A 26,580-nucleotide genomic window follows, 5' to 3' on the forward strand; every position below is an offset into this window, starting at 1 on the left:
CGGTTGCCAAATTCGTCTTTAGCTTTAACCCTTAAAAAATTAAATATGGTTTTCAAACATTTACTGAATCTTCATTTTCTACAATCTTTGCTGGGGCGATCGCTTTGCGCCATCGCATTTTTACTAACGGCACAAAACCTTGACTGCAAAGACGCACTTCACAGTTTGGGCAATGGCTACGCCAACATCTTTGGTGAACCCAAGACAAGATCAGCATGAAAACTTGAACATATAGCACAAAACAGCTACATACTTTACTAGTATTAATTCCTATTCACCAACCTCAACCTATCCCAATAAGATTAAGAAACAGCTAGCAAAAGGTTAAAAAAATAAATATTTGGCATTGAATTGCATTCATGTGAAACCTGAAAATGCAACTTGATTGTGAGAATACAATGCTGATTTGACTAATCTTAGTTTGATTTTTTCAGTAAATTGCCCGTAAAACAGTTATAAAATCGGTATTTTGGTAGAATTTAATAATTTAGTAGTGGTAGTAAAACTACTTAAGCTATTGCTTAACAATCTGGTTCATTTCAAGTAAAATATAATGTTGGGATTAATTTCTGTTTCAGGGTGCGAAAATCCTCATCGCAACGGTGACGTGATTTTTATTCATGGTTTAGCGGGTCATGCATGGGGAACTTGGCATCCCCAAGACCGACGTGATCGCAGCGATTGTGATTTCTGGCTTACTTGGTTGCAAGAGGACTTAACAAACGAAGGAATTGATGTTGGAGTCTGGACTTTTGGCTACGACGCAGCACGTTCTCAATTTAGCGGTTCAGCAATGCCAAGATTTGATCAAGCCAGCAACTTATTAGAATCTTTACAAGTACGAAAAATTGGTGAACGCCCAGTAATTTTTGTTACTCATAGTATGGGTGGGCTATTGGTGAAAGAAGTGCTTCAGGCAGCCCAAAATTTCCGAAGGCAAGCTATTATCGAGCAGACTAAGGGTATTGTTTTTTTATCCACACCACACAGAGGTTCTCATTTAGCAAACTTAATTGAGCATATCAGCATCTTGGCGCAAACCACAGTTAACGTTAAGGAACTTAGGGAACACGCACCAGAGTTACGCAGCCTCAACGAGTGGTATCAGCAAAATGTTGATAATTTGGAAATTGATACAAAGGTATTTTATGAAACCCAGCCTACAGCCGGAATTTTGGTTGTAAACGAGGATAGTGCAAACCCAGGCATTTTACATGTTAAGCCAGTAGCGATCGCCAAAGACCATAATCAGATTGCCAAACCCAGTTCAAAAGAAGATTTAGTCTATCTAAGTGTCAAGCAGTTTGTGGAAAAACATATAAAGCCGCGACCACAACTGCCTTCTAACGACACAATTGTTTTACAAAGACCCAATTTTGTGATAACTGAAAACCCTCATTATCCCCTCTGAATACCGTTGTTAATGATTCGGAGGGGATAAACACTAATATTGATTTTGTGTTTATTAAAATTCACATAGAACCTATTGACAGACAACAGGTTAGGCTTTATGTGATTGCAAATTTTAGTGAACAGAGATTCTCTATAGATGGTGTTACAATTCAGTTTGGGTTAAAACGGGGAAGACTGAGGCTGCGTTTGCGAAATGGAAACATTCCCATTGAGTCTATAGATACGTCTCAATTCATTAATTTCCAGGTTGAATTAACAGTAGAATCAGAGAATAATATAAGTTGGGATTTTAAACAATCTAATGTTTTAAGAGGTTTACTCAATAGAACTCAACTAGGAACTGTCTCTAAAGGTATACAGCAATTAAACGCTCAGGATGTCAATATGGATAATAACGGAATCTGTTCCGTAGAAGCGACTTTTGAAATTGTTTCCATCACAGATATTTGTATAACTGAGATTGAGTATGAGCAACCTAATTTACCAAGAGAGATTTTTACAGGATTTTTAAATAAAAACAAAAAAATTAAAGCAGCATTCGATAGAAAAATTCTTAAGAAAGATTTAATAAAAAAACTATTGAAGCCTTGCATACTTCAGGCGGGGTTTGAGGTATGAAAAACGAAAAATCTTTACCAAATTTATTACAAGAGTTAGTCAAAGCTCAAACAAATAAATTTTCTGAAATAGTGCAAATAGCTGGTCTGAACTTAACTGAAGATTTTGTTGGTGTTGACCTTAGTGGTGAAGACTTAAGCAATGATAATTTGAGCGCGGCAAATCTCAGTTCTGCTGACTTAAGCAATACAAACTTATTATTTACTAACTTAAGTGGGGCTAACTTAAGTGGGGCTGACTTAAGTGGTGCGAACTTAAGAAATGCTAACCTTAGCGATGCTAACTTGAGTGATGCAAATCTAACTGATGCTAACCTGAGTGGTGTTAATTTAAAAGGTGCTATCCTCAGTAACGCTAACCTCAATGGTGCCAACCTTAGAAACGCTGACTTGGCTGATGCTAACTTAAAAAATGCAAATCTGACTGATGCTAACCTAAGTGGTACTAGTTTACAAAATCCAGTTAATGGTATTAACGAAGTTACCACAAAGTCTATAGATACTCAAGAATCAATAAAGATAGGTGTTGAGAGCAAAGCGCCAAAAGAAAAGGCAGTTGAACCACTTTTGGAAACGGATAGAAAAATCGCCCAAGCAATTTCAGACTTAGTTGGTCTAGAAACTATCTTAGATGATGTTTGTAGAGAAATCCAAGACTTACTAGGCTTTGACTTTGTTAATATATCATTGGTGATGCCAGAACATGACACTATTGAAACAGTATATGGTACTGGGATTGGAAGCGGATGGGTTGCTCAAGCAAGGCATTACGTGAATGCAGACCCAGATTTAAGAGATATCCAAGCACATATCATTAAAATATTTGATACTGAAATCATTTCTGGGTGGGACAGGCGATTTGATCGCTGGGTTTATGAAAGGTTTAAGCATGGACGACTTAATCGTATTTTTACACCCATTTTCTTAGTTCATGACGACCAAACAAAAGTAGTAGAAGATTGGTTTGAACATTATAAATGGGATGAGAATTTTATAGTAGCTAAACAAGAAGGGAACAATATGGTTATCCATATGAAGACACTACCTACTGCTTCCCTACCTGAAGTTATTGGAACAGTAGAGGCGGGCTATGAAAATTCTGGAAAACCAATTACATATGAACAAGCAACCTTACTCGCTAAACTAATTGCTCGGCGAGCGCTAGATATTCGTCGTGGAAGGTTAAGTTATGTTTTGGAAACTATTGCTGAGAATGCTAAACATATTTTTCAGGCTGACTTAACTACGTTGCATTTTTTATGGGAACCACATCAAGAACGCTACATATACGAAGTTTTTGCAGGAGATCTAGGTAATATACCATTAGATAAATTTTCACCTCGTAAGCAAGGCTTAGGATGGCAAAGTATTTCTGAAGGAAAACCTCAGTACAAGACATATACATCTCCAATCAACGAAAATTCTGAAGTAGAGTTAAATCAGGGAGTATTAGCAAGAGGATCTAAAACATATGCAGCCTTTCCATTACTAATTAACGATCAATATAAAGTTATCCCACGGATGATTGCTACTCCTACTAAACAAGGCAATAACATGGAACGAGAACAAAATTTGGTTCTTGTAGGAGTATTATATGTCCACTTTAGGTATGAACATGAATTCATTGAAGAGCTAGAACGCCAAGGAGAGTACTTTGCTAATCAGGCTGTTGATGCTATTTGGCGCGTTATGACATGTCAAAAAATACGTGATGAAGCACGCCAGAGATATACCCTTCAATGTATTACACAATCTCTTAATCAAATAGATACTAATTCATTAAGTCATTTTGCTTGGCATACACTGAATGTTCTAGCAGCAGACGTTGTTACTATTTATGAATATATTCAAACAGAAAAGCAATTTTTAACTCCACCCAAGACTGCGGGAATGTTGGTGCAAGAAGAGGTAATGAAATTCAAGATTAATGAAAATAATGTACCATTTGTATTAATTAGTCGTGAAACCAATGTCTATGTTACAAATATTGATAATGAACCGATATTTAAAAATTCATTGTTCACGCAAAGAGAGAGAATTAAATCTGTAGCAGGTATCTTGTTGAAAGTAGATAAAGATATCGTCGGAGTTATGTTTATTAACTATCGACGTTATCATAGTTTTTCAAATGAAGAACAAGAAATTATTAATTCTATCGCGTCTTCAGCAGCAAGTGCCATCAAAAATCAACGGTGGCCGACATTAGACAGTAAGTTTTTCCACCGATTAGATAACAAAGTTAATACAGTTAAAAAATTTTTAGAAGAGATTTTCAGTAACCCAGATCACAACAACATTGAGATTAGTAAAGAAAAAGGAGATACGGCTCTGCTTCTGATTGATGAAGTCAGCCAAAGTTTAACAGGTATGAAGATTGGGCATAAGGAAGAAGCTCAACCTCTATGCATTCACTCAATAGTCAACAATGCTTTGAATCAGGTTACTGTACCTGATATTATTCAGACCAATATCAATGTGGCAGAAAACTTACCTAAAGTGTTGGGTGGAGAACAGCAATTAATTGGGATGTTCTATCACCTCATACAGAATGCTGTAGATGCAATGCCAAATGGTGGCACATTGTCCATCAATGCTAGAACTGTAGAAGGAGATGAGAAACTTGGGGTCGAAGTTCAAGTTTGTGACACTGGATTAGGTATTACACCAGAAAAATTCGACGATATTTTCCAGCTTGGGTTTACTACTAAAAGCGATCAAGGAAATACAGGTTTGGGGCTGTGGCTGACCAAACGCCAAGTTGAGAGTTTGGGCGGAGTATTAAAACACGATAGTTCACTTGGTCAGGGTTCACAGTTTACAGTCACATTGATAGCGTATATTTCTTAAGTTTTACAGACGCTGCAAAATCGCCTCTAGTTGATAGACACAATTTAGTTTGAGTCCGATTTGGTATTAACAGCGTCTTAGCCTTAAAAAATAACCATCATTTAACGGAACTTATCAGGGTTTAAACGAGCAGGTTGAGATTGACCCCGAACTGCCACTCCACGCCGTAATTTGTCTCCGGTGCCACCATCTTGGCGATCAAGGAAAGGTTTCAAATTAATCGCACTTCTAGATGAACTAACCCGATTATTGCCACTGCCTAGAAGTGTACGTCCTAAATTATATAATTCGTTGCCTCCACTATTGCGATCGCCATAAGTATTAACGGCTATAGTCTGCTGTCCACTGTCAGCAGTAGTCAAGTTCTGAAAAATACTATTGCGGATAACATAGGGGTCTTTCCCAGGCGGTACTGTCAGCACAATTCTACAGGTTGGGTTAGTTTCTGTTGTAACGCAGACAATATTTTCGTTATTTTCTGTTGCTGTCTGGAGTTCTTGTAAGCCATCTGGGCGATAAAGTTCTAAGCGACTGGCAATTGCTGTACAACGCCTTTGTGCATCCCAACCACCACCCAAAGCCGCAGGCGCAGCCCAAGCAAAGTATTGTCCTGGTTGACTTTGGGGCTGATACATGACAGTATACTGTCCATTGTAAGTCTGACAGGTAAACCGAGTTGTACCGTCAGCTGAGGGTGGTACACCTGTCGATGTGTCTATTGGAACTGGTGTTGATGTGCCGCCTGATGGTACTGTTGGTACGACAACGCCATCGTTGGTAGAGTCATATTGCGCCATTGCTACGGAATTGCCCAGACACAAAGATAAGCCAAGACTGCCCAAAGATATCAATCGAAGCAGTTGTGATGACATAATCATCCTCCAGTAGAAATAGGTGGGGAATTGATAGTTTAAGCGACGAATAATTCTATGTTTTGATTCATTAAAAACGCTATTTTTTTTCGTCTCTTGCTTTCTTCTCTTCGAGTAGCTTTTTCATCCGTGCTTTAATTTCTAGATGACGTTCCACTCCTTCATAGGCGTAACGGTTGTAGTTACTACGGGTAATGAGGTTTTCTAAATAACTAACTCGCTCCTTACCGCCTGGGTGCGAAGATAACCAACTAGGAGGAGCATTTTTGTCTTGTTTTACTAGCGTCACCATCAAGTTACGCAAACCGTCAGCAGCGTAACCAGTAGCAACAATTAGACGTGTGCCGAGATTATCTGCCTGACGTTCCATGTCACGGCTGTAACTGAGTGCAAAAAGTTGACCAATGGTGCCACCCAGAGGGAGATATTGAGTAACGTTAGAGATCAGGTTGCCTTCGCTGACTAATTGAAAACCGTGGGATAAAAGTACATGGGATAATTCATGACCCATTAAGCCAGCTAATTCTGCTTCGGAATTAGTTTTAGCGATCGCACCCGCATTAATAAAAACTTTACCCCCAGGTAATGCAAAGGCGTTAAGGCTTTCCTCTGGAATCACAAAGAATTCGTATTTAAACTCGTCCCGTCCTCTTACCTTCGCCAACTTCTGTCCAATTTCATTGACGTATGCCAAAATATCTTCGTCTATTTTATAAGTAATTAGCAAAATACCCATATAGTGATGTCTTTTCTTTGACGCTATGAGAACTGCAAACGACAAGCTGTGGCGCTCGTAAAACTCGTTTGGGCTTGGTGTCTCCTTTTGAGACAGGACTTGCTTTAAGCGTACTACTACGGAGAGGCAAGCTTTGTGCAGCGTCTCTAATAGTTGCTATGCCGTAGGAGTACGCTATCGTTGACGCACCCCAGCACTTTTATACTTAAACTGAGTCACGAAAATAGTTGAAAATTTTGCCTGAATATGCTAATGCAAATTATTTGGATCAATACCTTGAGATTGTAAATAGGCAATTAGCCGTTCTTTTTGCTGGCGTTCCTGTTCAATTTGTTCCACTGCCCAAAGTAACAAATTACCTGCCTCATCCCACCAGCGCAACCAATAACCAGTTCTGGCTTCTTTTGTTCCTTGCCAAGTTCCCAGAAATAAACTCATTGAATCAATCCAATGACGACCATTTTCATCAGGTTGCTTTAACTCGTAGCGCCTGTTTTCGAGTTGGTAAAATTCTAACAAACCGCCATAAGGGTCAAAAACTACATAAATTGGGACTTGAAGAATCTGCTCGTAAAAAAACCATTTTCCTGGTGGATAGGTTCGTTTAAAAGAGTATTCTCCACCTTCAGTGTCAGATAGAAATTCCATCACAATTGCTGGAATATCTCCATCTAAATTGGGTGTATAGCTTTTGCGTTCTCCTAAAACTTGATTTACTGATGGTACATAAACCCAGTCGGGTGCTTTAACAACAAATTGCCCGTTTATCGTCGCACAAAGTCCAAAATTTGAGGCTATTAACATCTGTGGTTGGATGAAACCACTTATCTCAAGGCTTTCGCGCAAAGCACCAGCCAATAGTGGCTGACCTGTATTTTCCACTGGTTCATCCTCTAGCTGAAAATCTGCGGGCAATGCTTCCCAAGATATTATCAATTCTGTTGAAGATTTAGCTTCACCGAGTTGGGTTGCCATAAACACCCCCTTTTATTGATTTGTCTTTATTTTATGGCTTTTATGGCTGACCAGTGGTTTGTTGCTGACGGGGCGATAAAAAAAGCTAGGATGTAGATAAAATCTCACTAATTCTCAATCAACAACAGTCTTACCAGTCGCCATCGGAATCGATTGCAGTTCCATCCTTCAATACAAGACCTTTGACGCGAGTACCAGTCCAGTCAATATTACTCACATACTTGGCACCACTCATATTAGTGTTACCCAGTTGAGTTTGGGTAATAGAAGCGGATCGCAAATTAGCACCACTCATATTAGTATCCCTGAACTTAACAGCATCCAGACAAGCTTTAGTCAAATTGGCTCCACTAAAATTAGCACGAATCAATTTGCACTGACCCAAGTCAGCACCAGTCAGGTTGGCGTTACTCAAATTGGCATCAGTAAGATTAGCACCAGCCAGGATGGCATTAGTCAAGTTGGCACCACTAAAATTGATTCCACTCAAGTCAATATCGATAAAAATATCTTCCATTGGTTCCGAACCGCTAATATTAACACCCCTGAGATTAACAGCACTAAAATCTCTCTCTTTGGTAGCGTATCTTCTTCTCAATTCTTCTCCATTCATAATTTACCTCCCATATTAATCAACACGTTTATGCTATTGATTTGAGCGATACCAACGACGAACTGTGACGCTTGTTCACCCTTGTCTTTTCTTGGGGGAAGACTCGCTAACGCACTTGTTTGACAATATAATACACTCGTCGTTTGGGATGAATAAAACACAAAAAACCCCGGCTAAATTAGCCGAGGTAAAGTCGAGAAGTGAGATTAACGATGAGATACAGCGATACCGAAATCAAAAATCTTAACTAACGCTAAAACCAACCAAAACTAAAGCGGTGACGATTAAAGTTGCAAAAAGACTCTGTAAAACGTATTTACGTTGTTCCCAAATTGCTGGGTACTCAGCGTAGTACATCTTGGGTTCTGCTGCGTAGTTGTTGAGAATGCCGTCTTCGTTAGTGGTGGTATACATGGTTTTTTCTCTTCTTTATTTATTTATGTAACTAAATATAACAATTTCGTTACAAAGCGTCAATAAGACTTGACAAAAAAAGACTGATGGTAGGTATAAAGCTAACTTATCTGCGATCGCAGATTCTGGTGAAGCGGTTCTAAGCAATGAAAGCAGCTTGTATATAACCCTCTTTTACCACTCTAGACAGAGGAAAAATAGCGATCGCATTGTAATGACGGGTAATACAATAAAGTGTTGTCAAGGCTTTCGGTATATTAGGTTTAGCAACATAATGAAAATCACTAATTTTCAGACTATTTATATCGCACAAACCTCTGAACCGTCGCCATCCCCAATTCTAAAACGGGAACAGGAAGGAGTAAACCTACTAGGTGCGAGTTGGGTTCCTTTCTGGCAAACCATAGTCTGGTTAGTATTTTGGGTTTTTATAATCAAATATATTAATAATAATTTTCGCGAACAAATTAGTATTTTATTCAATGCTTTTATCACAAGAATCGAAGATGGTTCTCCAGTTAAATTCGGAAACTTTATGGAGCTAAATGCTCCACTAGCTATCAAAAATGCACAGGTAAGGACTGCAACTTCGGAAGGCGTGAGTGGTATAACTGTCCCTGAAGATATTAATGAAAAAGTTCTGAATTATCAGAAATACTCTACAGGACTTGATGAGAGTGTCTATCTAATTCATATATCTGAGGTGATTGTACCCAAAACTTTAGAAAAACGTGGACTTTACCGGGTTAAGATTTGGCTAGAGGCTTATTCAGAAGTTGATTTTAATAATTGCATTCGCGTTACCTATCGCTTACATGACTCTTTTAAAAAGCAAATTATTGCTACTGAGTCACATAATAATCAGTTTGAACTGTGGCTGAATATGTGGGGAGAGTTCACGGTAATTGCCTATGTTGAACGAAAAAATCAAGAAGCATTATGGCTAACTCGCTATCTCGATCTACCAGGACGCCCACCAGAATAGTTTTTTGATATAGAAAGAAGTAACACACTCTACTAATATTGGAAAATTTATTTTTCCGCAAGCCCTAAATATCTAACCCAACTACCATTAAATCAGGTGGATGTTCAACATTAAACTGGTAATATATCTCTCTTCGCTCTTGGGATGGAAGAGTTAGCTGCCATTCTAAAATCCCCATTTCACCGAGTTGAATTTGTGGATTGCTGCGACTGAGGCGTACTTTAATTTGCTCGTTGCGGCTAACTGGCAATTGTTCAGTTAGTTTCAGATTTACTTCTTTGTCGAGTAAGTTAGTAATTATTAACCGATAACTATAAGTAATCCGCCGCTGGTTGCTAATTAATTTTTTATCTACTAGACGCTCAACTAAGTCGCGCTCAATTTTTAAACCTTCGTCAATTCCTAAGTTCAGTTTAAACTCTTGCCCCGGTGCAATATTTTCTAACTGAGTTGTCCCAATAAAAACGTTGTCGCGGAAAATATTTGCTTTACCTAGTAACAAAGTCGCACCGTTGGGACTATTTTTCACATTCGCTTCTAGATAAGCAAAACTTACCAAGCGCGGCATTGCCACATAATCGAAGCTACAAGGATAATCATCGTTGAAAATCGTAGTTTTATGAGGTGCGCCATCACTGGGAATGTTACCACCACTATTCAGTTTAAAGGTAACTACACTCCCTTCTTTAGATACTTCTGCTGTAACGGTTTCTGCTGCAATAAGACTATCCTCTGCAACTTCATCTTCTTCTTGCCAATCTGCTCTGGCAGCAGCAGCAGGCGGCTCTGGTATGCTAGGCAGTAGTGGTGGCTGGGCAGCTAGTTGAGATCGTCGTCGCATTCTTTGGCGACGTGGGGTATCAATATACCAGGGTTCAAGTTTGGGTGGGAGTGTACCTAATCCTGGTTTAGCAGTAGAAAGGGTGAGATTTGCACCAATCCAATCTTCGCCAGTGCTTTGAGTAATTTCTGCTAGGTAACTTAGATGTACAATATCGTTGGTAGTGCTAAAGCGCAAGTCATAAAGCGGATTCCAGCTAGCGCGATTTACTATGTAAGACACCTCTAATTCAAATTCACCTTCACCCGCGACTTCAACTGCTACAACTAAGCTAAGACTTTCTTTAGGATGGGGTGTTTGGATTATTTGCAATGAGGTGTGGAGTGCTTGCAGTTGTTTGTCTAATTCCTGCTGTTGAGTTTTGCATTCTCCAGATGCGATCACATATTCACTATACTGGCTTCCGAGAAAGTTGAGGAAATCCAAAGTCTCGCTGAGGCTGAGATTTTTCCGAGACAAACTTTGTGCAAAGGGTTCTTCTGTTTTTTCACGTAAGCCAGCGATAAAACTAGACTGCAATGCTAAAGCATCTACTTGGGCTTGTAGGTGGCGTTTTTCTGCTTCTAATTGCTGAATTTGCCTTGTCAAATGTGCTACTCGCTCTGTTACAGGTTCATTAGTGTAAATGCGATCGCTACTAACTCCCACCAAGCGCACCCCTACCCTACCTGTACCGCTAACCCGAACAGACTCAGTTTCTAAAATCATTGGCACTGGGGTAATTACTAATTCCTGTTCAATTCCTGTTAAATCAACTACACCCCGCCGTGTAACCAATGCTCTGTCAGAATACACGGTAACAGCTACAATCTCGCTTTGTACTGTTTTGCGCCAAGACGGTATTTCCGGGTTAACCACTGCTAGTTTTCCCCCATTTTTAATGATTCTGCTGGTTAATTGTCAATGTTTACCGGTCTAACAGTCAACCCCTTTAGAGTAAAACTTACGCAAAAAACTTCTCTAACTCTTATCCTCTGTGTTCTCTGCGTTCTCTGTGTTTAATTTTCTGTAACCTGTGGGTAAGTCCCATAGAGAATTCGTAATTCATAAATTACGAATTACGAATTACGAATCCTTTTATCCGTGAATTGGTTTATAAGGTACTATAAGCAGTATCAGCTTTTTGTTTAACAATATTTTTTGCCGCTGCTAGTAGATACTCATAATAGGCACGAGCGACGATAGATAGCTGCTTGCCAGATGGGTAAACCATGTACCAATCCCGCTGAATGGGGAAGTGTTGCACATCTAAAATGCTGAACTCTGAAGCGTCTGATAGTAAGGTATGACGTGATAAAACAGAAATTCCTAAACCACCTGCGATCGCTTGTTTAATTGCTTCATTACTTCCCAATTCTAGCTTGACTTTTACCGTTATTCCTTCTTCTTCAAATAGCTTTTGGACGGCGCGACGAGTTCCTGAACCTGGTTCCCGCATAATAAAAGGTTGGTTAGACAGGCGTTGTATAGGAATATTTTTTTCTTTGGATAAAGGATGATTAGTTGGTGCAAAGACTATTAAAGGATTTTCTAGAAATGGTTCACAAGTCACATCTATATTGTCTGGAATTTGACTCATAATATATAAGTCATCCAGATTCTGACTCATCCGTTCCAAAATTTGTTCGTGATTTGTAACTTGTAGCGAAATATCAATCCCTGGATAAAGTTCGCAAAATGGTCCTAACAAACGTGGGATAAAATATTTTGCTGTTGTAATCACTGCCAAACGTAATTGTCCTTGTTTTAGCCCTTTTAAATCTGCCACCTTCATTTCATACTGGGCTATATTGTGAAAAATTTGCCGACAAGTAGCAAATAATTCCCGTCCTGCCTCCGTCAGATACAATCGCTTCCCCACTTGCTCAAATAATGGCAAACCTACCGATTTTGTGAGTTGCTTGATCTGCATAGACACGGTAGGTTGGGTGAGAAACAATTCCTCAGCAGCACGAGTAAAGCTACTGTGCCGTGCCGCCGCCTCAAACACCTTTAACTGGTGCAGCGTCGCTTGGTTCAAGGGTGATTCTCCTGTATATAGCGATTAATAGATATAAAACTAGTATTGCTGAACACTGGCAAATGATATAGTGATGCTCACAGAAAGTTACGAGTTTCATCATAGATAAAACTCTATTACTTCTATTAAAATAAAGGTATTTTATTTATAGCTTGAAAAAGCTATTATTTAGAATAGCTCAAGCGTAAGATGCCTTCCATCTAAACGATGAATGCTGGATGATGATTTTTCAAAATTCATCTATCATCATTCATCATTCCATAATTCTTCTTGAACTTTTGTAGGTAGTTTGGTTAAGTCTGGTAATCTTAGTACCTCGATTTCCGCAACTTGTTCTTTTTCTTTAATATTCACTGGCAAGTTTAACGGTTCGCGTTCTTCTATCCAGCAGCTTGCCAATGGCAAGGTTTGCTCCATTTCATCCAGCGGTCGAGGAATTACCATCACTGCATTCAATTCCCCAATGCGTTCTGCTTCAAACATTCCCGCTTCCACTGCTACTGCCACATTTGCTACAGAACCACGAATAATAGCCGTACACAAACCCGCACCAATTTTTTCATAAGCTGCTAAATGAACATCAGCAGCTTTAAGCATGGCATCACACGCTCCCACCATCGCTGGAAATCCTCGCGTTTCTACCAAACCAATTGCTTGATTACTCAGACGGCTGTAATTGCCCTCTTGCATTAATTTAGTGAAACGGGTTGTGATCGGAAGTACTCTATCTAGGTTGGGATAAGGTCGGGGAATCACTAAGCTAGAAACCAATTGACCAAACTGTTCAGCCGTTTGCACGCCTGATTCTACCGCCAAACGCACGTCAGCAATTCCACCCCGAACGATCGCAGTACAATGACCGCTACCAATTTTTTCATATCCTACCAGATGAACTCCTGCTGATTTCAGCATCATATCTGCCGTCCCAACGATCGCCGGAAAGCTCTGGCAAGAAACTAAACCCAAAGCAGTATCCTGATAGGTTTCTTGACTACTCGCTCCCTGGATAGTGCGAATAGACCGTTGATTATATGTTTCCATGATCAATTCTCCAAAATACGGAAAAAGCCGACAACTTACAATTAACACTTACTCGGACTAATCGTCAGAGTTTGGGTCGCTCAAGGATTGTCTATGAGGAAACAGTGTAGTCAACAGTCTGTTTATACTCCCTTGTCCATAAATTTGAGTCCCAAAACCGTTAGGAGATTCTGCGGCTGGCTGACTGGGGTCTGAGTTCTGTTCTGTAGACGGTTGGGCGGCTTTTGCCAAAGTTGAGTCAGCATAATTTGTTGGTTCCTCTACAGGAGGAGGCTGACTTTCTGGAGTCACGGGAGATTTAAAATAAGAAATCGACTTGTTTTGTTTGAAATCTATAAAAGCCGAAGCTGAGAAATTAGTTGAGGAAATTTCCTTTTCTTTAACTCCACCCAAGCCATTTTCCTCTACCTTCGGTGATGGTGCATTTGTAGTAGAAGTTGGGTTATTTGTAGATGGTTCTAGCTGCTTTGTCGGGGCAATCTGCCGACTGGTGTCTCCTAAAATGGAACCAGGCGGTACTACTTGTCCAGGTTCAACCGAATAGTTAAAAACTGTAGTAGCTGAACCAATACAAGCATTTGCGCCAATTTTGCCCTTGCCAATCATCAAAAAACCTGCTCCCAGGTTTGCACCTGCTTCTACTTCTAGGGTGCCTTCATGGACTTGGAGAATTGCTCCCATACCAATACAGACCCCTGGCCCAATGACGATCTTGCTGTTTACAGCCGCTTGGAGGATCACGCCAGGTGCAAGTACCGCGCTTGGATGAATAGTCACCTCACCACTAATGTAAGTATCAAAGTTATTGCTGAGGCGCAGTGGCGGCACAGACATGGAAATTTTAACCTCGGAAGCCGGATGTAGTTCTGAGTGGTGAATTCTGAGTGCTGAGTAATTAGTATGTTTTAAAATCTGAGTTTACAGTTGGTATGACTGGTGTCTTTAAAGTGTTAACTCAGCACTCAGCACTTTTAACTCAGCACTGCTATGGTCTTTGAATAATCGTTTCTAATACGCGACGCTTGGCTTTGGGGTCAACACCAATTAAGCGCACATATTCCCCTGGATATTCGTGGAGATGCCCTTCTACAGCGGCGATCGCTTCTCTTTCTGAGGATGCTTGAATGTGACCGATACTAGTCCAGGAACCCATACGGAAGCGGCGCTGATCCACGTGTTCAAGGCTAATTTTTGAGCCGCTAGCCAATAATTGCCGGAGTTGGTCTACGACTTCACTACTCAAGCGGGTACTGGTAGCTGTTGCTGTAGGAGCAGTAGAGTATGATGCACTGCTAGTAAATGATTTCTGACTGCTAGAAGAGGCTACTTGACCATTTGGACGTTGGATAATAGTCTCTAATACCCGCCGTTTAGCTTTGGGGTCAATACCAATTAAGCGTACATATTCCCCTTCGTATTCACCGAGGTGTGCTTCTATAGCTGCGATCGCTTCTCTTTCTGAGGAGGCTTGAATTTGACCGATACTAGTCCAGGAACCCATACGGAAGCGGCGCTCATCCACATGTTCAAGGCTAATTTTAGACCCACCAGCCAATAATTGCCGGAGTTGGTCTACTACTTCAGAACTCAAGCGCTTACTGCTAGTTGTTCCCGTATCATAGTGTGCTGCACTAGTAGTAAATGATTTATGACTACCAGAAGAAGCTACTTGACCATTTGGACGTTGGATAATGGTCTCTAATACCCGCCGTTTGGCTTTGGTGTCAATGCCGATTAAACGTACGTACTCGCCTTGATGACTTGCGATACATTCTTCTAAAGCGGAGATGACTTGATTTGTAGAAGTTGCTTCAATTGGTTTGCAACTAGTCCAGGAACCAGTGCGGAAACGCCGCTCATCTACGTGTTCCATACCAATTTTGTAACCACCTGCCAAGAGTTGGCGAATTTGCTCTAGAGTTTCGCCATTGACTTTGCCACTGCTAGAACCGTTACCATTACCATTACCATTATCATAGCTGTAGCTTTGCTGGCTGTAACTGCTATTACCACGACTAGCCGGAGCTTTAAAGCTGGTAGCTGGTTTTGCATCATCATCGGGACGTTGGATGATCGCTTCTAGCACGCGCCGTCTACCTTTGTCAATCCCAAACAGTCGAACATACTCGCCGCTATGGTTTTGTAGACAGCTTTCTAATGCTGCGATCGCTTCATCGAGCGATCTAGTTTCGATTGGTTGGCAACTAGTCCAAGAACCCGTGCGGAAACGTCTTTGGTCTACATGTTCCGTACCAATTTTATACCCTTGCCCCAATAGATACCGCAACTGATCTATTGTTTCTGTACCCAAGCTATTGCTCGACACTTCATTACTCCTTTCCAACTCTAAAACAGTAATACCATTACCTGTATAAGATTTAGCATTCTCATCCCGAATGGGTGCTATACATTTAGTATCCGCAGCACAGAGATAACCAGCTCGTAATGCCTGATTAATTCCAACCACATGATGAGCAAATTCCTTATCCTGATCTTGCACATCTGGCAAACGGTCAGCTTGCTGCTGGCTGGTAATTATTGCTCCCGAAGGTACGTACTTCCCAGCGGGAATCTCTACGTCTTGAATCAAGGCGTGCATCATCACAATGCAACCTGCACCCACCCTGGCATTAAACACCGTAGAGCGAAAGCCAATGAAGGAATTATCACCTACATAAGCTGGCCCGTGAATTAGAGCCATGTGGGTAATGCAAGCGTTTTTACCAATCCATACTGAGTATTTATTTTGGTCATCGCCAATTACTCGGCCTTGCTCCAACCCATGAATGACAACACCATCTTGAATATTGGTGTTTTCACCCAGATTAAAAGGTGTGCCTTCATCCGCTCTAATCGTAGTCCCCGGAGCAACGATTACATTTGCACCTATTCGTACATCCCCAATTAGATTGGAGAATGAATGTACAAAGGCAGTTTCATGGATTTTTGGTTCAGCTAAATTCCTTGACCACGGGGTTGGGGGTGCCGCCGTGCTGCGGACTGCCATCGCGAGATTCCTCCTGTATTGTCATTTGTCAGTTGTCATTTGTCATTTGTCTTTTGTCATTTGTCGAGAGCTAATGACTAATGACTAATTGACTAAATGACTAATGACCAATGACTACCGATATTGATCTTTTTTACTGTAAATAAGGCGATCTTCAACGTGAATGGTATCGATGATCGCCACTACTACTGCATCTAATGGACGTTGTTCATTTCCAAGCACTTGACGAGCAACACTGCCACGACTGACAAGTACCCACTCATCTACTCCTGCTCCTACACTATCTGCTGCTACTTCATATTGTGGCAGGATGTTTCCGTCTTCATCCACTAATTGTAACAACAGTAGTTTTACGCCTCTAAGACTTGGATCTTTTTGAGTGCTAACTACTGTGCCGCGAACTTTGGCAACTTGCATTACAAATTACGGTCTTCTACCAAAAGGACGAATTGCATTCACATTTTCCCGGAATTGCTCTACGTCTTCGGTATAACGAATTGGGAGAACGTATTCCAAGTTTTCGTGAGGACGAGCAATGATATGAGTGGACAACACTTGTCCGCCATTGACTCGCTTTACAGATTCAACTCCTGCGGCTACAGAAGCTTGTACTTCCGAAACGTCACCCCGAACAATTACCGTCACCCGACCACTACCGATTTTTTCATAACCTACTAAAGTGACGCGGGCAGCTTTTACCATTGCATCAGCAGCTTCTACTACTGCTGGAAAGCCTAGCGTTTCAACCATTCCCACTGCAATTGACATTAGTTTTAATCCCTATTTCAAAGTTTTTAGTTTTGGACAAAAGTGATGCTCTTTTCAGGCAAAGAGCGTTAATTACTTTGTTTAAACAGCTTTTAAGTACGGAATTGTTCCACCGCTTCTGTGTAACGTATCGGCAAGACGTATTCCAGGTTTTCGTGAGGACGAGCAATGATGTGAGTGGATAACACTTCACCACCAAAGACTCTTTTTGCCGCTTCGACCCCAGCAGCTACAGAAGCTTGCACTTCCGATACATCTCCCCGAACTATCACGGTGACGCGAGCGCTACCAATTTTTTCATACCCTACTAAGGTGACACGGGCGGCTTTCACCATCGCATCAGCAGCTTCCACCACTGCTGGAAAGCCCTTCGTTTCAATCATTCCAACTGCAATTGGCATCGCAGAACTCCTACAAAATTAATGCAATCTGTACTGTCGTTTGAATTTTTTGACGGGGAGAGCCTGATCTTATAGCTAAGAAAACACTTCCAAATTAAGCATAGGAAAACTTGGCGTTCCTGGCAATATAAATTACTATAATAGTTTATGATAATAAAGTTTTAAAAAACTTAACAAAAAGTTATCTAGGCTTCTGAGCAATTAAAGTTTACAGATTCCTTGAGCAGCCACTTATGCTTTATAATTTCTTTATCACATTTACAAAACGACATTCATAACCAAGGCTAATCCTATCTGACGAAGGGTAAGCAGCGGCTGTATGTATTACTGTATCTATCTTTCCTCAAATATTGCTAAGTGTACAAGGACTAGGTGAAATATATATAAGTTTTTCAAATATTTCGTATAAAGTACTCTGGTCAAAGTAGAAATACAAATGTAAAAAGGTCGGTGATGTTAAGGCAAGTAAATGCTTTTGCTTATGTAAAGTTATATTTTACTTATATTTAATAGGGTAAGGTTAAGTAAAAGTACTTCTGGAAGTTGAGTTAAAATAATAGTAAAAAAACATCGGCATTTTGTGAAATTAATTTTATTAAATAAAATTGGTTGGAATTTTTTTTAAAATCAAGCCTGAGTCATTAAGGAAATTTAAATGGATCAATTTCTATTTTCAACAAGTTGGTTTGTGCCTTTGTATAGCTTATCGGGCGCAATTTTGACATTGCCGTGGGGAATAGGAATCATTCGGCGAACAGGGCCAAGACCTGCGGCATACTTCAACTTGTTGACGACCGTTTTAGCTTTTTTCCATAGCCTGCTTGTATTTAAAAATATCTGGGATAGAGAACCAGAAAACTTACTAATCCATTGGTTCAAAGCAGCAGATTTAGACTTATCTTTTTCCTTGGAACTATCCTCAGTCAGCATTGGGGCAACAGTTTTAATTACAGGGTTAAGCTTACTGGCACAAGTTTACGCTCTGGGTTACATGGAAAAGGACTGGTCGTTGGCGCGTTTTTTTGGGCTACTGGGATTTTTTGAAGCAGCGCTATGTGGTCTAGCAATCAGTGATTCTTTGTTTCTCAGCTATGCGCTTTTGGAAGTCTTGACACTTTCGACTTACTTGCTGGTTGGGTTCTGGTATGCTCAACCACTAGTAGTGACGGCGGCGCGGGATGCGTTTTGGACTAAACGGGTAGGAGACTTGTTGCTGCTGATGGCTGTAGTGACACTTTCTACCTTAGCTGGGAGTTTGAACATTTCGGATTTATATGAGTGGGCACAAACAGCTAATTTAAGTCCAATGACATCGACGTTGCTAGGGTTGGCGTTAATTGCTGGGCCTGCTGGTAAATGTGCCCAATTTCCATTGCACTTGTGGTTAGATGAGGCAATGGAAGGGCCTAATCCCGCCTCGGTAATGCGGAACTCTCTAGTCGTAGCTGGTGGTGCTTATTTACTGTATAAACTTCAACCCTTGTTAGCCCTGTCACCAGTTGCCTTGAATGCGTTGGTAGTCATGGGTACGGTGACAGCGATTGGGGCGACATTAGTATCCATAGCTCAAATTGATATTAAGCGATCGCTATCTCATTCTACTAGTGCATACATGGGGTTAGCGTTTTTGGCAGTGGGGTTACAGCAAGGGGGTGTAGCCTTGATGTTACTGTTAGCTCATGCGATCGCCAAAGCATTATTATTCATGAGTTCCGGTTCAGTCATCTTGACTACCCAAAGCCAAGACTTAACAGAAATGGGCGGTTTATGGTCACGGATGCCAGCCACCACCACTGCCTTTGTGGTCGGTTCAGCCGGGATGGTGACACTCCTCCCCTTGGGAAGTTTCTGGGCAATGCTAGCGTGGGCTGACGGTTTCGTGAGTATTAGCCCTTGGGTAATTGGGGTTTTAATATTAGTCAATGGTTTGACAGCATTGAATTTGACGAGAGTATTTAGATTAGTCTTCTGGGGAAAACCGCAACAAAAGACCCGTCGTACTCCAGAAGTTGGTTGGCAGATGGCCTTGCCAATGGTGATTCTCACAGTACTGACTCTGCTTCTACCTCTAATGTTACAGCAATGGTACTTACTACCCGATTGGAAAAGTATTAATTGGTATGTGGCCTTAGCATTGTTTGGGTCTACCGTGGTGGGCGTAGGTTTAGGATGTACAGTTTATCTACACAAAGCTTGGTCAAGATCCAGAATCTTGGCGTGGAGATTTCTGCAAGACCTGTTAGGTTATGATTTTTATATTGACCGAGTTTATCTTGTAACCGTGGTAAGTGTAGTAGCACTGCTATCTAAAATTTCTGCTTGGAGCGATCGCTACTTAGTTGACGGTTTAGTAAACTTGGTTGGGTTTGCGACCATTTTCGGTGGACAAACTTTAAAGTACAGCATTTCTGGGCAATCTCAGGGTTATATGTTGACCATCCTAGCAGTTGTCAGCGTCCTGGGTTTTTTCATCAGTTGGTCATTGGGTTTACTAGATAAATTGCCTTTTTAGAGAGACGCGATAAATCGCGTCTGTACAAAACGTAGAGACGCGATTTATCGCGGCTGTTATTCTGCCTCATCCCCTTTTACCCGAAGTCTATGCTTAGTGTTTTAATTCTAGTGCCGTTAATCGGCGCAGCTTTAATTGGTTTCTCGCCCTCTGGCATCAGTGGGAAATTTGCCCGTAGGGTGGCTTTGGTCTTTGCCAGTATCGCTTTCTTGTGGACAATCCTATTAGTAACTCAGTTCCATCCCGGAGAAATTACTCAACAGTTTGCTGAGTCTCTCCCCTGGGTAGATGCTTTAGGGTTGAACTATAATCTTGGGATAGATGGTTTATCTTTGCCGTTGCTGGTTTTAAATGGATTGTTAACTTGTATTGCCATTTACAGCAGCGATGAATCCTTACAGCGTCCTAAATTTTATTACTCTTTGATACTATTATTAAGCGCTGCGGTGACAGGAGCCTTTCTGGCACAGGATTTACTGTTATTTTTCCTGTTTTACGAATTGGAACTGATTCCGCTGTATTTGTTGATAGCCATTTGGGGTGGCGCGAGGCGGGGTTATGCTGCGACTAAATTTCTCATTTATACAGCCGTTTCGGGAATTCTGATTTTAGCAAGTTTCCTCGGTATGGTTTGGCTGAGTGGTTCCTCTAACTTTGCACTAGCAACCTTAAACGCGACAACTTTACCTCTAGCAACACAGCTATTACTGCTAGCGGGAATTTTGGTAGGTTTTGGGATTAAAATTCCCTTGGTTCCCTTTCATACTTGGTTGCCAGATGCCCACGTTGAAGCTTCCACGCCGATTTCCGTGCTATTAGCTGGGGTGCTGTTGAAGTTGGGAACTTACGGCTTACTGCGCTTTGGCATGAACTTGTTACCAGAAGCTTGGAGTTATCTAGCTCCTTGGTTGGCAATTTGGGCAGTATTAAGTGTACTGTATGGTTCATCCTGCGCGATCGCCCAAAGCGATATGAAAAAAATGGTAGCATACAGCTCCATTGGACACATGGGTTACGTGCTTTTAGCGGCGGCAGCGGCCACACCTTTGAGTGTATTGGGTGCTGTGATGCAAATGATTAGCCACGGCTTGATTTCTGCAATGCTGTTTTTGTTGGTAGGGGTTGTATATAAAAAAGCCGGAAGTCGCGACTTAGCAATCATCCGAGGATTACTGAACCCAGAACGAGGTATGCCAGTAATCGGTAGCTTGATGATTGTCGGAGTTATGGCCAGCGCTGGTATACCAGGAATGCTAGGGTTTATTTCCGAATTCGTAGTTTATCGGGGAAGTTTTCCAGTTTTCCCAGTGCAAACCCTGTTATGTATGCTTGGTACTGGTTTAACAGCAGTTTATTTCCTAATACTCGTCAACCGCGCCTTTTTTGGACGCCTATCTGCACCAGTTACCAACTTACCACGTGTGTATTGGAGCGATCGCATCCCATCTGCAATTTTAGCTGTGCTGATTGTGATTTTCGGCATTCAACCTGGTTGGTTAGTGCGCTGGACTGAACCAACAATTACAGCAATGGTGAATACCCAAAATGTAGTAGCAACAGTGTCCTTAGATAAAGTAATGAGGAATGGGAAGTAGGGAGTGGGGAATAGGGAATGGGGAAAGTTTTTCCAATGCCCAATGCCCAATGCCCAATGCCCAATGACACCAGTTGCTTCAAGTCGGGCATTGCCCGCCCAACGCACTGGCTCCCCAATACCCCAATCCCGAAATTTTTTGGAGAGATGGCAATGGTAACTATTAAAAAAAAATTTACTCACAATCCTTTAGCTGAGTATATTGAACGTCTACAAAATGGAGATGCACTACTCACCGATAGTCCAGAGAATGTGCTGGAAGTTGTTGGTATTCTGAAAAGCTATGGGGTAGTTTTAGATGCTTATTCAAAAAATCTTAACTATATTGCCGAGCATCAATTTTTAGTCTTTTTTCCATTTTTTAAATACTTTAATGGACAGGTTTCTTTGCAGAAATTACTCCGTCACTGGTGGCATGATCGAATTAATTTTGAATATGCCGAGTATTGCATGAAAGGCATGATGTGGCACGGTGGCGGTGGACTAGATACGTATTTAGATACACAAGAGTTTCAAGAAAGAGCGCAAGCTGTTATCGCCACCAAATTTCAAAACAATCCCTTTATTCTGGCTATTAACCAACTGTTTCCAGATTTTTTAACAGAACAGTTGCGTGTCTCTGCTTACTACACCGGTTTAGGTCAATTCTGGCGAGTCATGGCTGATATGTTCCTAAATTTATCAGATCGCTATGACCGAGGCGAAATCAAATCGATTCCCCAAGTTGTAGACCACATTAAAGCAGGGTTAGTGGCAAATGCATCAAACCCAATTACCTACGCTGTCAAAATTCGAGGTAAGGTCTATGAAATAATTCCTAAAAGCGTTGGTTTGACCTTCTTAGCAGATACAGCAATACCTTATGTAGAAGCAGTATTCTTCCGGGGAACTCCTTTTCAGGGTACTGTTTCATACAACGCCCAAGGATATCAAATTCCCCCAGATCAAAGTCGATTTCAATATGGTGCATTGTATGCCGATCCTTTACCCATCGGTGGCGCGGGTATTCCTCCTACCTTGTTGATGCAAGATATGCGTCATTATCTTCCAGAATATTTGCACGAAATTTATCGTCGCAGTCTTCGGGGTGAAGATGATTTGCGAGTCCAAATTTGCATGAGTTTCCAAAAATCAATGTTTTGCGTGACGACAGCAACGATTTTGGGACTGATGCCTTATCCTTTAGATACTAAAGATCCAAATGAGCAAAAAGGTAATCAAGTTTATCTAGAAAAGTGGATGAGTCGGTTACAAACTTCGCGGTTACTGGATGTAAATAAATGACAGATGATTCCACTATTACTCACGAGGCATTCAAGCAATTCGAGCGCGATAAATTTTCTCTTGTAGCTCAAGAATACGATCGCGCGATCGCTGTTGTAACTTCTCAGGTAGATGAGGCCATATTGGATGCCGTGGGAGCTAAGTCTGGTACTCGATTGCTAGACGTTGCGGCACTGGGTGGCTTAGTGCCGCAGCACTAAAGCGGCAGGCTATAGTCACAGGATTAGACTTTGCAGAGAAGATGGTGGCCATTGCCAGAGGGCGATGTCCTCAAGGGTCATTTCATCAAGGGGACGCTGAAAACTTAACTTTCGAATCGGGCCAGTTTGAGGCGGTGGTTTGTAACTTGGGTATCCTCCATTTCCCAAACCCAGAAAAAGCGATCGCTGAATCCTTTCGCGTACTCAAATCGGGAGGGCGCTATGCTTTCACCTGCTGGACACCGCCAACACGCAATCCATTTATGGCTCTGATACTGGGTTCAGTGCAGACTTATGGCAGCATGGATGTGGATATACCTTCTGGGCCACCCCTGTTTCGCTTTAGCGACCCCATTGAATGCGAAATGGTTTTAAGCGCCGAGGGATTCACTCAGGTGTCTGTCACCGAAGTGCCCATCAAGTGGACTTTCTCTACACCTGAAGATGTGATGCCAAAGATTACTGTAAGTTCGGTGCGTCTGGGGTCGATATTGGCAATGCAAAGCGATGAGCAACGGCATAATATTGAAAACGCAATTATCGAGGGAGCCTCAAAGTATGCCACAGAAAATAGTGTGGAAATTCCCGCTTCTGTGATGCTGACTCTCGCTTACAAACCATAAGCTAGAACAACCTTTAAATTTAGTAATTTTTTAAGTATTTTTCCATGACAAAATTTATCAGCTTTTGCCCTATACGCTCTACTTCTTGCTTTTTGATAACAATAAATCCCTGACTCTCAAAAAAAGGTTTAGCAGTAATACTGGCTTCTGTAAATAACTTGTCCACACCTAAAGAGTTTGCTTTTAATTCAATCTGTTCTAAGATTTTCTTACCAACACCTTTCCTTTGAAAATCTTTATGACAATAGAAACGATTGATATGACCATTAGCCTCTAATTCTCCAAAACCAATAATTTTGTCTTGTTCTTCTGCTACATAAGTAAACTTACTTCCTAAACTCTTAATCCAAACTTCAATATCCATGTTTGCTGGTGCCCAAGCAGCTACTTGTTCTTGTGTGTAATCGTGAATATTCACTTCATGAATAGTGTCGTAGAACAATTTCATAATTTCTTCGGTATCAGCTATTTCGTATATTCTTAATTTCATAAAGAAAGTAATTAATCACAAATAATCCCTCTTTTGTCACTCTCGGAAAACAATAATCTCAGCAAGATTCTGAAACTTTTATTTAGTCGAGCTTTGAGCCAATATTATCTAACAGTAACTAAAGTTTGTAGCCAAATCTCCCAACGCTGTCAAGAAATACTCTACAGTGGGAGGATTAGTAGGATAAACTTTACGCTTCACAAGACCATCTGTCTTTAAATCACGCAGAGTACGGGTTAGCATTCGTTGTGAGACGTTTTCAATTTCTCTATGCAACTCACCGAGCAAAAAGGTGATCGAGTTTATTTAGAGAAGTGGATGAGTAGGTTACAAACTTCGCGGTTGATGGATGTAAATAAGTAGTTGATTTTTGATCAATATTATGCTTCTGGTTCAATGCCGAGCGATCGCAATTGAGCAGTCAAGCGATCGGCTCTTTCTGAGCCAGTCAACAATAAATTACCTTGCAAATCCCACCAGCGTAGCCAAGGTAATTCCATATTCTGATATTGTCCTTGCCATAGACCTAACTCAACACCCAAGGGTGTAATAGAATAATGTCCACGTTCATTTGCTACTAATAACTGATATTGTCCACCAACTAATTCATAAACTTCCACACTGGCTTTACTTACTTCATAAATGCCGTAAAAAGCTGGATGAATTACTTGCTCATAAATCCAAAATTTGCCCTTCCAAGGAGTTTTGTCTCGTTCTTCGCTACCATCTCCAGAAACAAATTCCAAAGCAATCAACGGTGCGATAAATTCTCGCCACAGTACATAAGACCTTCGTGAAAGTCCATCCAACGAAGGCGGTACATTCGGTACAAAAAACCAGTCAGGTGCTTCTGCGCCTTTTTCTAGAGGTTCGGTCAAGCGCCAGTAAATACCTAAATCCTGGCCGATACAATACTGACCATTGGGATATAACTGCTTCAGCACGGGTGTAATTGAGTCAGTCAGTAAAATGCTTTGAGGATGCTCTTGCCAGTTTTTGCCTCCGGCACGCTCCGCGAACACGAAAGTACCATCAGACTCTGGTAGCTGCGTATGGTCAGGGAAAGGAGTGAGTTCGTCGGTGGTTGGGTTGGTTGCAGAGGTCATAAGATTACCTTTGCACTGGATAAGGGTTGTTTATTAGTTTAGCTTGCCGAGAGAGAAAGGCGATCGCTGTTAATATCTGACACTAGATGCTAAAGAATATACAACTAAAAAACCTCCAGCCATATTTTAGATAGCTGGAGGTTTTTGACTTTGGTTATGGCGTTAAAATCTGACGGATTAAAATACTCATCACCTCATCAGGGTTTTCGGTTGGTATTAGTTGACTCCAATCTCCGACATTTGCATAACCAATCACCTGCAAAAAGTGAATTGTACTAGTGACGGCTTTTGGAGAGCCAATCAATAAATGTTTAATTGGTTCTCTTTTTGGCAATCGCTTTTGAGGAGATTGCTTGAGGGTGGGTGCATCGAAGTCTTCACTAGGTAAATACTGTTCTGCTTGAGGGAACTCTTGATTATCGTCGAACTTTTCTGGTTGTGCCATGATGATAGTTGACTCCTACTGTGGGGTTGAAAGAAAGGCGATCGCGGACTCTGGCCGGAGGGCGATCGCCTTTCTCATACTTAAATAATATAGTATAATTTTATACTTGTCAACTATTAATTGAAAAAAGGCTTCGCTTGGGAAAGTAAAAGTTGATTTTGCTTGCAGAAAACACCAAAATGAGAAAGCAAACTGGGGTTTGAATAAGTAAAAGCTGCTTTTGCTTGCGGAAAACACCAAAATGAGAAAGCAAACTGGGGTTTGAGAAAGTAAAAGCTGATTTTGCTTGCGGAAAACACTAAAATGAGAAAGCAAACTGGGATTTGAGAAAGTAAAAGCTGATTTTGCTTGCGGAAAACACCAAAATGAGAAAGCAAACTGGGATTTGAGAAAGTAAAAGCTCCTTTTGAGAAAGTAAAAGCTCATTTTGAGTAAGTCGAATGGCATTTTTACTTAGTTCAATATGAATTTTAGTCTAGGCGATCGCGTGTCTAAGCTTTATCACGGTACGCTTTGCACAAAACTAGCTTATTCTGGATTTGGGGGGAGGCGATCGCGCAAATATGCTAAATTTTCACGCACAGTCATAGTATTAGGATGATTTGCACCTAACCGTCGCTCAAAAATATCTAACGCCTGGATGTAAAGGGGTTCGGCTTCGCTGTATCTGCCTTGGGAGTTGTAGAGTCCCGCTAGGTTGTTGAGACTAACTGCGACATCTGGATGTTCTTCACCCAGCAGCTTGCGCCTGAGTGCCAAAGCTTGGATGTAAAGGG

At 41.2% G+C, this 26,580-nt stretch carries 27 protein-coding genes and 2 pseudogenes; 9 read left to right on the forward strand and 20 right to left on the reverse strand.

Annotated elements, in window-relative coordinates; genetic code table 11:
- Positions 1 to 52: 52 nt before the first annotated feature.
- Positions 53 to 217: a hypothetical protein gene (locus V7K56_RS12595; RefSeq protein ID WP_334910877.1), complete on the reverse strand. Its 165-nt coding sequence runs from the start codon at positions 215 to 217 to the stop codon at positions 53 to 55.
- 336 nt (positions 218 to 553) lie between these two features.
- On the opposite strand from V7K56_RS12595, the gene V7K56_RS12600 reads away from it, so the two are divergent.
- From V7K56_RS12600 to V7K56_RS12610, 3 genes are read left to right on the forward strand one after another with little or no spacing between them, the layout of a single operon-like run.
- Complete coding sequence (locus V7K56_RS12600) at positions 554 to 1,411, forward strand: esterase/lipase family protein (protein WP_334910879.1); 858 nt, start codon at positions 554 to 556, stop codon at positions 1,409 to 1,411.
- A 47-nt stretch (positions 1,412 to 1,458) separates the two neighbouring features.
- Positions 1,459 to 2,031, forward strand: a complete 573-nt coding sequence (locus V7K56_RS12605; RefSeq protein WP_334910880.1) for a hypothetical protein — start codon at positions 1,459 to 1,461, stop codon at positions 2,029 to 2,031.
- Complete coding sequence (locus V7K56_RS12610) at positions 2,028 to 4,877, forward strand: pentapeptide repeat-containing protein (RefSeq protein WP_334910882.1); 2,850 nt, start codon at positions 2,028 to 2,030, stop codon at positions 4,875 to 4,877. The genes V7K56_RS12605 and V7K56_RS12610 overlap by 4 nt, the downstream gene beginning before the upstream one ends.
- A gap of 101 nt (positions 4,878 to 4,978) precedes the next feature.
- On the opposite strand, the gene V7K56_RS12615 is transcribed toward V7K56_RS12610, so the two are convergent.
- The 5 genes and pseudogenes from V7K56_RS12615 to psb34 form a co-directional block, all read right to left on the reverse strand.
- Entirely contained in the window at positions 4,979 to 5,749 is a 771-nt protein-coding gene (locus V7K56_RS12615) for a COP23 domain-containing protein (RefSeq protein WP_334910884.1), read from the reverse strand.
- A 79-nt stretch (positions 5,750 to 5,828) separates the two neighbouring features.
- Positions 5,829 to 6,455 (reverse strand): annotated as a pseudogene (locus V7K56_RS12620) (M48 family metallopeptidase); the annotation flags it as partial.
- 279 nt (positions 6,456 to 6,734) lie between these two features.
- The gene (locus V7K56_RS12625) at positions 6,735 to 7,460 is read right to left on the reverse strand and encodes a Uma2 family endonuclease (protein WP_334910886.1); all 726 of its coding nucleotides are present in this window, start codon (positions 7,458 to 7,460) and stop codon (positions 6,735 to 6,737) included.
- 130 nt (positions 7,461 to 7,590) lie between these two features.
- On the reverse strand, positions 7,591 to 8,073 hold the full coding sequence (locus tag V7K56_RS12630) for a pentapeptide repeat-containing protein (protein ID WP_334910888.1): 483 nt from the start codon (positions 8,071 to 8,073) through the stop codon (positions 7,591 to 7,593).
- Between the two features lie 243 nt (positions 8,074 to 8,316).
- Positions 8,317 to 8,487 carry a photosystem II assembly protein Psb34 gene (psb34, locus tag V7K56_RS12635; protein WP_292736552.1) on the reverse strand — a complete coding sequence of 57 codons (171 nt, stop codon included), beginning with the start codon at positions 8,485 to 8,487 and terminating at the stop codon, positions 8,317 to 8,319.
- 274 nt (positions 8,488 to 8,761) lie between these two features.
- On the opposite strand from psb34, the gene V7K56_RS12640 reads away from it, so the two are divergent.
- The gene (locus V7K56_RS12640) at positions 8,762 to 9,472 is read left to right on the forward strand and encodes a pYEATS domain-containing protein (RefSeq protein WP_334910890.1); all 711 of its coding nucleotides are present in this window, start codon (positions 8,762 to 8,764) and stop codon (positions 9,470 to 9,472) included.
- A 64-nt stretch (positions 9,473 to 9,536) separates the two neighbouring features.
- Here the strand turns inward: V7K56_RS12640 and V7K56_RS12645 are convergent, their stop codons facing one another.
- The 9 genes and pseudogenes from V7K56_RS12645 to V7K56_RS12680 all read right to left on the reverse strand — a co-directional run bounded on the left by V7K56_RS12645 (position 9,537) and on the right by V7K56_RS12680 (position 17,550).
- Positions 9,537 to 11,171: a mucoidy inhibitor MuiA family protein gene (locus V7K56_RS12645; protein WP_334910892.1), complete on the reverse strand. Its 1,635-nt coding sequence runs from the start codon at positions 11,169 to 11,171 to the stop codon at positions 9,537 to 9,539.
- Between the two features lie 235 nt (positions 11,172 to 11,406).
- The gene (locus V7K56_RS12650; RefSeq protein ID WP_334910894.1) at positions 11,407 to 12,333 is read right to left on the reverse strand and encodes a LysR family transcriptional regulator; all 927 of its coding nucleotides are present in this window, start codon (positions 12,331 to 12,333) and stop codon (positions 11,407 to 11,409) included.
- Positions 12,334 to 12,579: 246 nt separating this feature from the next.
- The gene (locus tag V7K56_RS12655; protein WP_334910896.1) at positions 12,580 to 13,374 is read right to left on the reverse strand and encodes a BMC domain-containing protein; all 795 of its coding nucleotides are present in this window, start codon (positions 13,372 to 13,374) and stop codon (positions 12,580 to 12,582) included.
- A 57-nt stretch (positions 13,375 to 13,431) separates the two neighbouring features.
- Positions 13,432 to 14,208 (reverse strand): transferase, encoded by a 777-nt coding sequence (locus V7K56_RS12660; protein WP_334910898.1) that lies wholly within the window; start codon positions 14,206 to 14,208, stop codon positions 13,432 to 13,434.
- A 151-nt stretch (positions 14,209 to 14,359) separates the two neighbouring features.
- The gene (locus V7K56_RS37070; protein ID WP_442940022.1) at positions 14,360 to 14,617 is read right to left on the reverse strand and encodes a ribulose bisphosphate carboxylase small subunit; all 258 of its coding nucleotides are present in this window, start codon (positions 14,615 to 14,617) and stop codon (positions 14,360 to 14,362) included.
- A 93-nt stretch (positions 14,618 to 14,710) separates the two neighbouring features.
- A pseudogene (locus V7K56_RS12665) lies at positions 14,711 to 16,381 on the reverse strand (ribulose bisphosphate carboxylase small subunit); the annotation flags it as partial.
- A 114-nt stretch (positions 16,382 to 16,495) separates the two neighbouring features.
- Positions 16,496 to 16,798 (reverse strand): EutN/CcmL family microcompartment protein, encoded by a 303-nt coding sequence (locus V7K56_RS12670; RefSeq protein WP_322729866.1) that lies wholly within the window; start codon positions 16,796 to 16,798, stop codon positions 16,496 to 16,498.
- Between the two features lie 6 nt (positions 16,799 to 16,804).
- The gene (locus V7K56_RS12675; protein ID WP_010995041.1) at positions 16,805 to 17,149 is read right to left on the reverse strand and encodes a carbon dioxide-concentrating mechanism protein CcmK; all 345 of its coding nucleotides are present in this window, start codon (positions 17,147 to 17,149) and stop codon (positions 16,805 to 16,807) included.
- 92 nt (positions 17,150 to 17,241) lie between these two features.
- Positions 17,242 to 17,550, reverse strand: coding sequence for a carbon dioxide-concentrating mechanism protein CcmK (locus V7K56_RS12680; protein ID WP_012410633.1), 309 nt, complete (start codon positions 17,548 to 17,550; stop codon positions 17,242 to 17,244).
- Between the two features lie 655 nt (positions 17,551 to 18,205).
- Between V7K56_RS12680 and V7K56_RS12685 the strand changes: the two genes are divergently transcribed.
- From V7K56_RS12685 to V7K56_RS12705, 5 genes are all read left to right on the forward strand, one after another.
- Complete coding sequence (locus V7K56_RS12685; RefSeq protein ID WP_334910902.1) at positions 18,206 to 20,062, forward strand: NAD(P)H-quinone oxidoreductase subunit F; 1,857 nt, start codon at positions 18,206 to 18,208, stop codon at positions 20,060 to 20,062.
- Positions 20,063 to 20,151: 89 nt separating this feature from the next.
- Positions 20,152 to 21,657: an NADH-quinone oxidoreductase subunit M gene (locus V7K56_RS12690; protein WP_334910904.1), complete on the forward strand. Its 1,506-nt coding sequence runs from the start codon at positions 20,152 to 20,154 to the stop codon at positions 21,655 to 21,657.
- Positions 21,658 to 21,809: 152 nt separating this feature from the next.
- Positions 21,810 to 22,940 (forward strand): CO2 hydration protein, encoded by a 1,131-nt coding sequence (locus tag V7K56_RS12695; RefSeq protein ID WP_334910920.1) that lies wholly within the window; start codon positions 21,810 to 21,812, stop codon positions 22,938 to 22,940.
- Positions 22,937 to 23,140: a hypothetical protein gene (locus V7K56_RS12700; RefSeq protein WP_334910905.1), complete on the forward strand. Its 204-nt coding sequence runs from the start codon at positions 22,937 to 22,939 to the stop codon at positions 23,138 to 23,140. Before V7K56_RS12695 ends, V7K56_RS12700 begins: the two co-directional genes overlap by 4 nt.
- 11 nt (positions 23,141 to 23,151) lie before the next feature.
- A complete protein-coding gene (locus V7K56_RS12705; RefSeq protein WP_334910922.1) occupies positions 23,152 to 23,763 on the forward strand; it encodes a class I SAM-dependent methyltransferase in 612 nt (203 codons plus the stop codon).
- 19 nt (positions 23,764 to 23,782) lie between these two features.
- Here the strand turns inward: V7K56_RS12705 and V7K56_RS12710 are convergent, their stop codons facing one another.
- The 5 genes from V7K56_RS12710 to V7K56_RS12730 form a co-directional block, all read right to left on the reverse strand.
- Positions 23,783 to 24,253: a GNAT family N-acetyltransferase gene (locus V7K56_RS12710; protein ID WP_334910907.1), complete on the reverse strand. Its 471-nt coding sequence runs from the start codon at positions 24,251 to 24,253 to the stop codon at positions 23,783 to 23,785.
- A 108-nt stretch (positions 24,254 to 24,361) separates the two neighbouring features.
- Positions 24,362 to 24,541 (reverse strand): winged helix-turn-helix transcriptional regulator, encoded by a 180-nt coding sequence (locus tag V7K56_RS12715; RefSeq protein WP_334910909.1) that lies wholly within the window; start codon positions 24,539 to 24,541, stop codon positions 24,362 to 24,364.
- Between the two features lie 92 nt (positions 24,542 to 24,633).
- Entirely contained in the window at positions 24,634 to 25,359 is a 726-nt protein-coding gene (locus tag V7K56_RS12720; RefSeq protein WP_334910911.1) for a Uma2 family endonuclease, read from the reverse strand.
- A gap of 154 nt (positions 25,360 to 25,513) precedes the next feature.
- On the reverse strand, positions 25,514 to 25,804 hold the full coding sequence (locus tag V7K56_RS12725) for a hypothetical protein (RefSeq protein ID WP_442940021.1): 291 nt from the start codon (positions 25,802 to 25,804) through the stop codon (positions 25,514 to 25,516).
- Positions 25,805 to 26,332: 528 nt separating this feature from the next.
- A partial coding sequence (locus tag V7K56_RS12730; protein ID WP_334910913.1) for a tetratricopeptide repeat protein occupies positions 26,333 to 26,580 on the reverse strand: 248 nt, incomplete at its 5' end.

The organism is Nostoc sp. (genome assembly GCF_036917535.1).
Taxonomy (GTDB): domain Bacteria; phylum Cyanobacteriota; class Cyanobacteriia; order Cyanobacteriales; family Nostocaceae; genus Nostoc.

Bases quoted from the DNA above. Each gene is read 5' to 3' on its own strand.
- V7K56_RS12725 (WP_442940021.1), bottom strand. From the start codon at position 25,804: ATGGCACAACCAGAAAAGTTCGACGATAATCAAGAGTTCCCTCAAGCA.
- V7K56_RS12640 (WP_334910890.1), top strand. From the start codon at position 8,762: ATGAAAATCACTAATTTTCAGACTATTTATATCGCACAAACCTCTGAA.
- V7K56_RS12630 (WP_334910888.1), bottom strand. From the start codon at position 8,073: ATGAATGGAGAAGAATTGAGAAGAAGATACGCTACCAAAGAGAGAGAT.
- V7K56_RS12685 (WP_334910902.1), top strand. From the start codon at position 18,206: ATGGATCAATTTCTATTTTCAACAAGTTGGTTTGTGCCTTTGTATAGC.
- V7K56_RS12610 (WP_334910882.1), top strand. From the start codon at position 2,028: ATGAAAAACGAAAAATCTTTACCAAATTTATTACAAGAGTTAGTCAAA.
- V7K56_RS12695 (WP_334910920.1), top strand. From the start codon at position 21,810: ATGGTAACTATTAAAAAAAAATTTACTCACAATCCTTTAGCTGAGTAT.
- V7K56_RS12625 (WP_334910886.1), bottom strand. From the start codon at position 7,460: ATGGCAACCCAACTCGGTGAAGCTAAATCTTCAACAGAATTGATAATA.
- V7K56_RS12660 (WP_334910898.1), bottom strand. From the start codon at position 14,208: ATGTCTGTGCCGCCACTGCGCCTCAGCAATAACTTTGATACTTACATT.
- psb34 (WP_292736552.1), bottom strand. From the start codon at position 8,487: ATGTATACCACCACTAACGAAGACGGCATTCTCAACAACTACGCAGCA.
- V7K56_RS12680 (WP_012410633.1), bottom strand. From the start codon at position 17,550: ATGCCAATTGCAGTTGGAATGATTGAAACGAAGGGCTTTCCAGCAGTG.
- V7K56_RS12710 (WP_334910907.1), bottom strand. From the start codon at position 24,253: ATGAAATTAAGAATATACGAAATAGCTGATACCGAAGAAATTATGAAA.
- V7K56_RS12700 (WP_334910905.1), top strand. From the start codon at position 22,937: ATGACAGATGATTCCACTATTACTCACGAGGCATTCAAGCAATTCGAG.
- V7K56_RS12600 (WP_334910879.1), top strand. From the start codon at position 554: ATGTTGGGATTAATTTCTGTTTCAGGGTGCGAAAATCCTCATCGCAAC.
- V7K56_RS12690 (WP_334910904.1), top strand. From the start codon at position 20,152: ATGCTTAGTGTTTTAATTCTAGTGCCGTTAATCGGCGCAGCTTTAATT.
- V7K56_RS12720 (WP_334910911.1), bottom strand. From the start codon at position 25,359: ATGACCTCTGCAACCAACCCAACCACCGACGAACTCACTCCTTTCCCT.
- V7K56_RS12670 (WP_322729866.1), bottom strand. From the start codon at position 16,798: ATGCAAGTTGCCAAAGTTCGCGGCACAGTAGTTAGCACTCAAAAAGAT.
- V7K56_RS12615 (WP_334910884.1), bottom strand. From the start codon at position 5,749: ATGTCATCACAACTGCTTCGATTGATATCTTTGGGCAGTCTTGGCTTA.
- V7K56_RS12595 (WP_334910877.1), bottom strand. From the start codon at position 217: ATGCTGATCTTGTCTTGGGTTCACCAAAGATGTTGGCGTAGCCATTGC.
- V7K56_RS12655 (WP_334910896.1), bottom strand. From the start codon at position 13,374: ATGGAAACATATAATCAACGGTCTATTCGCACTATCCAGGGAGCGAGT.
- V7K56_RS12675 (WP_010995041.1), bottom strand. From the start codon at position 17,149: ATGTCAATTGCAGTGGGAATGGTTGAAACGCTAGGCTTTCCAGCAGTA.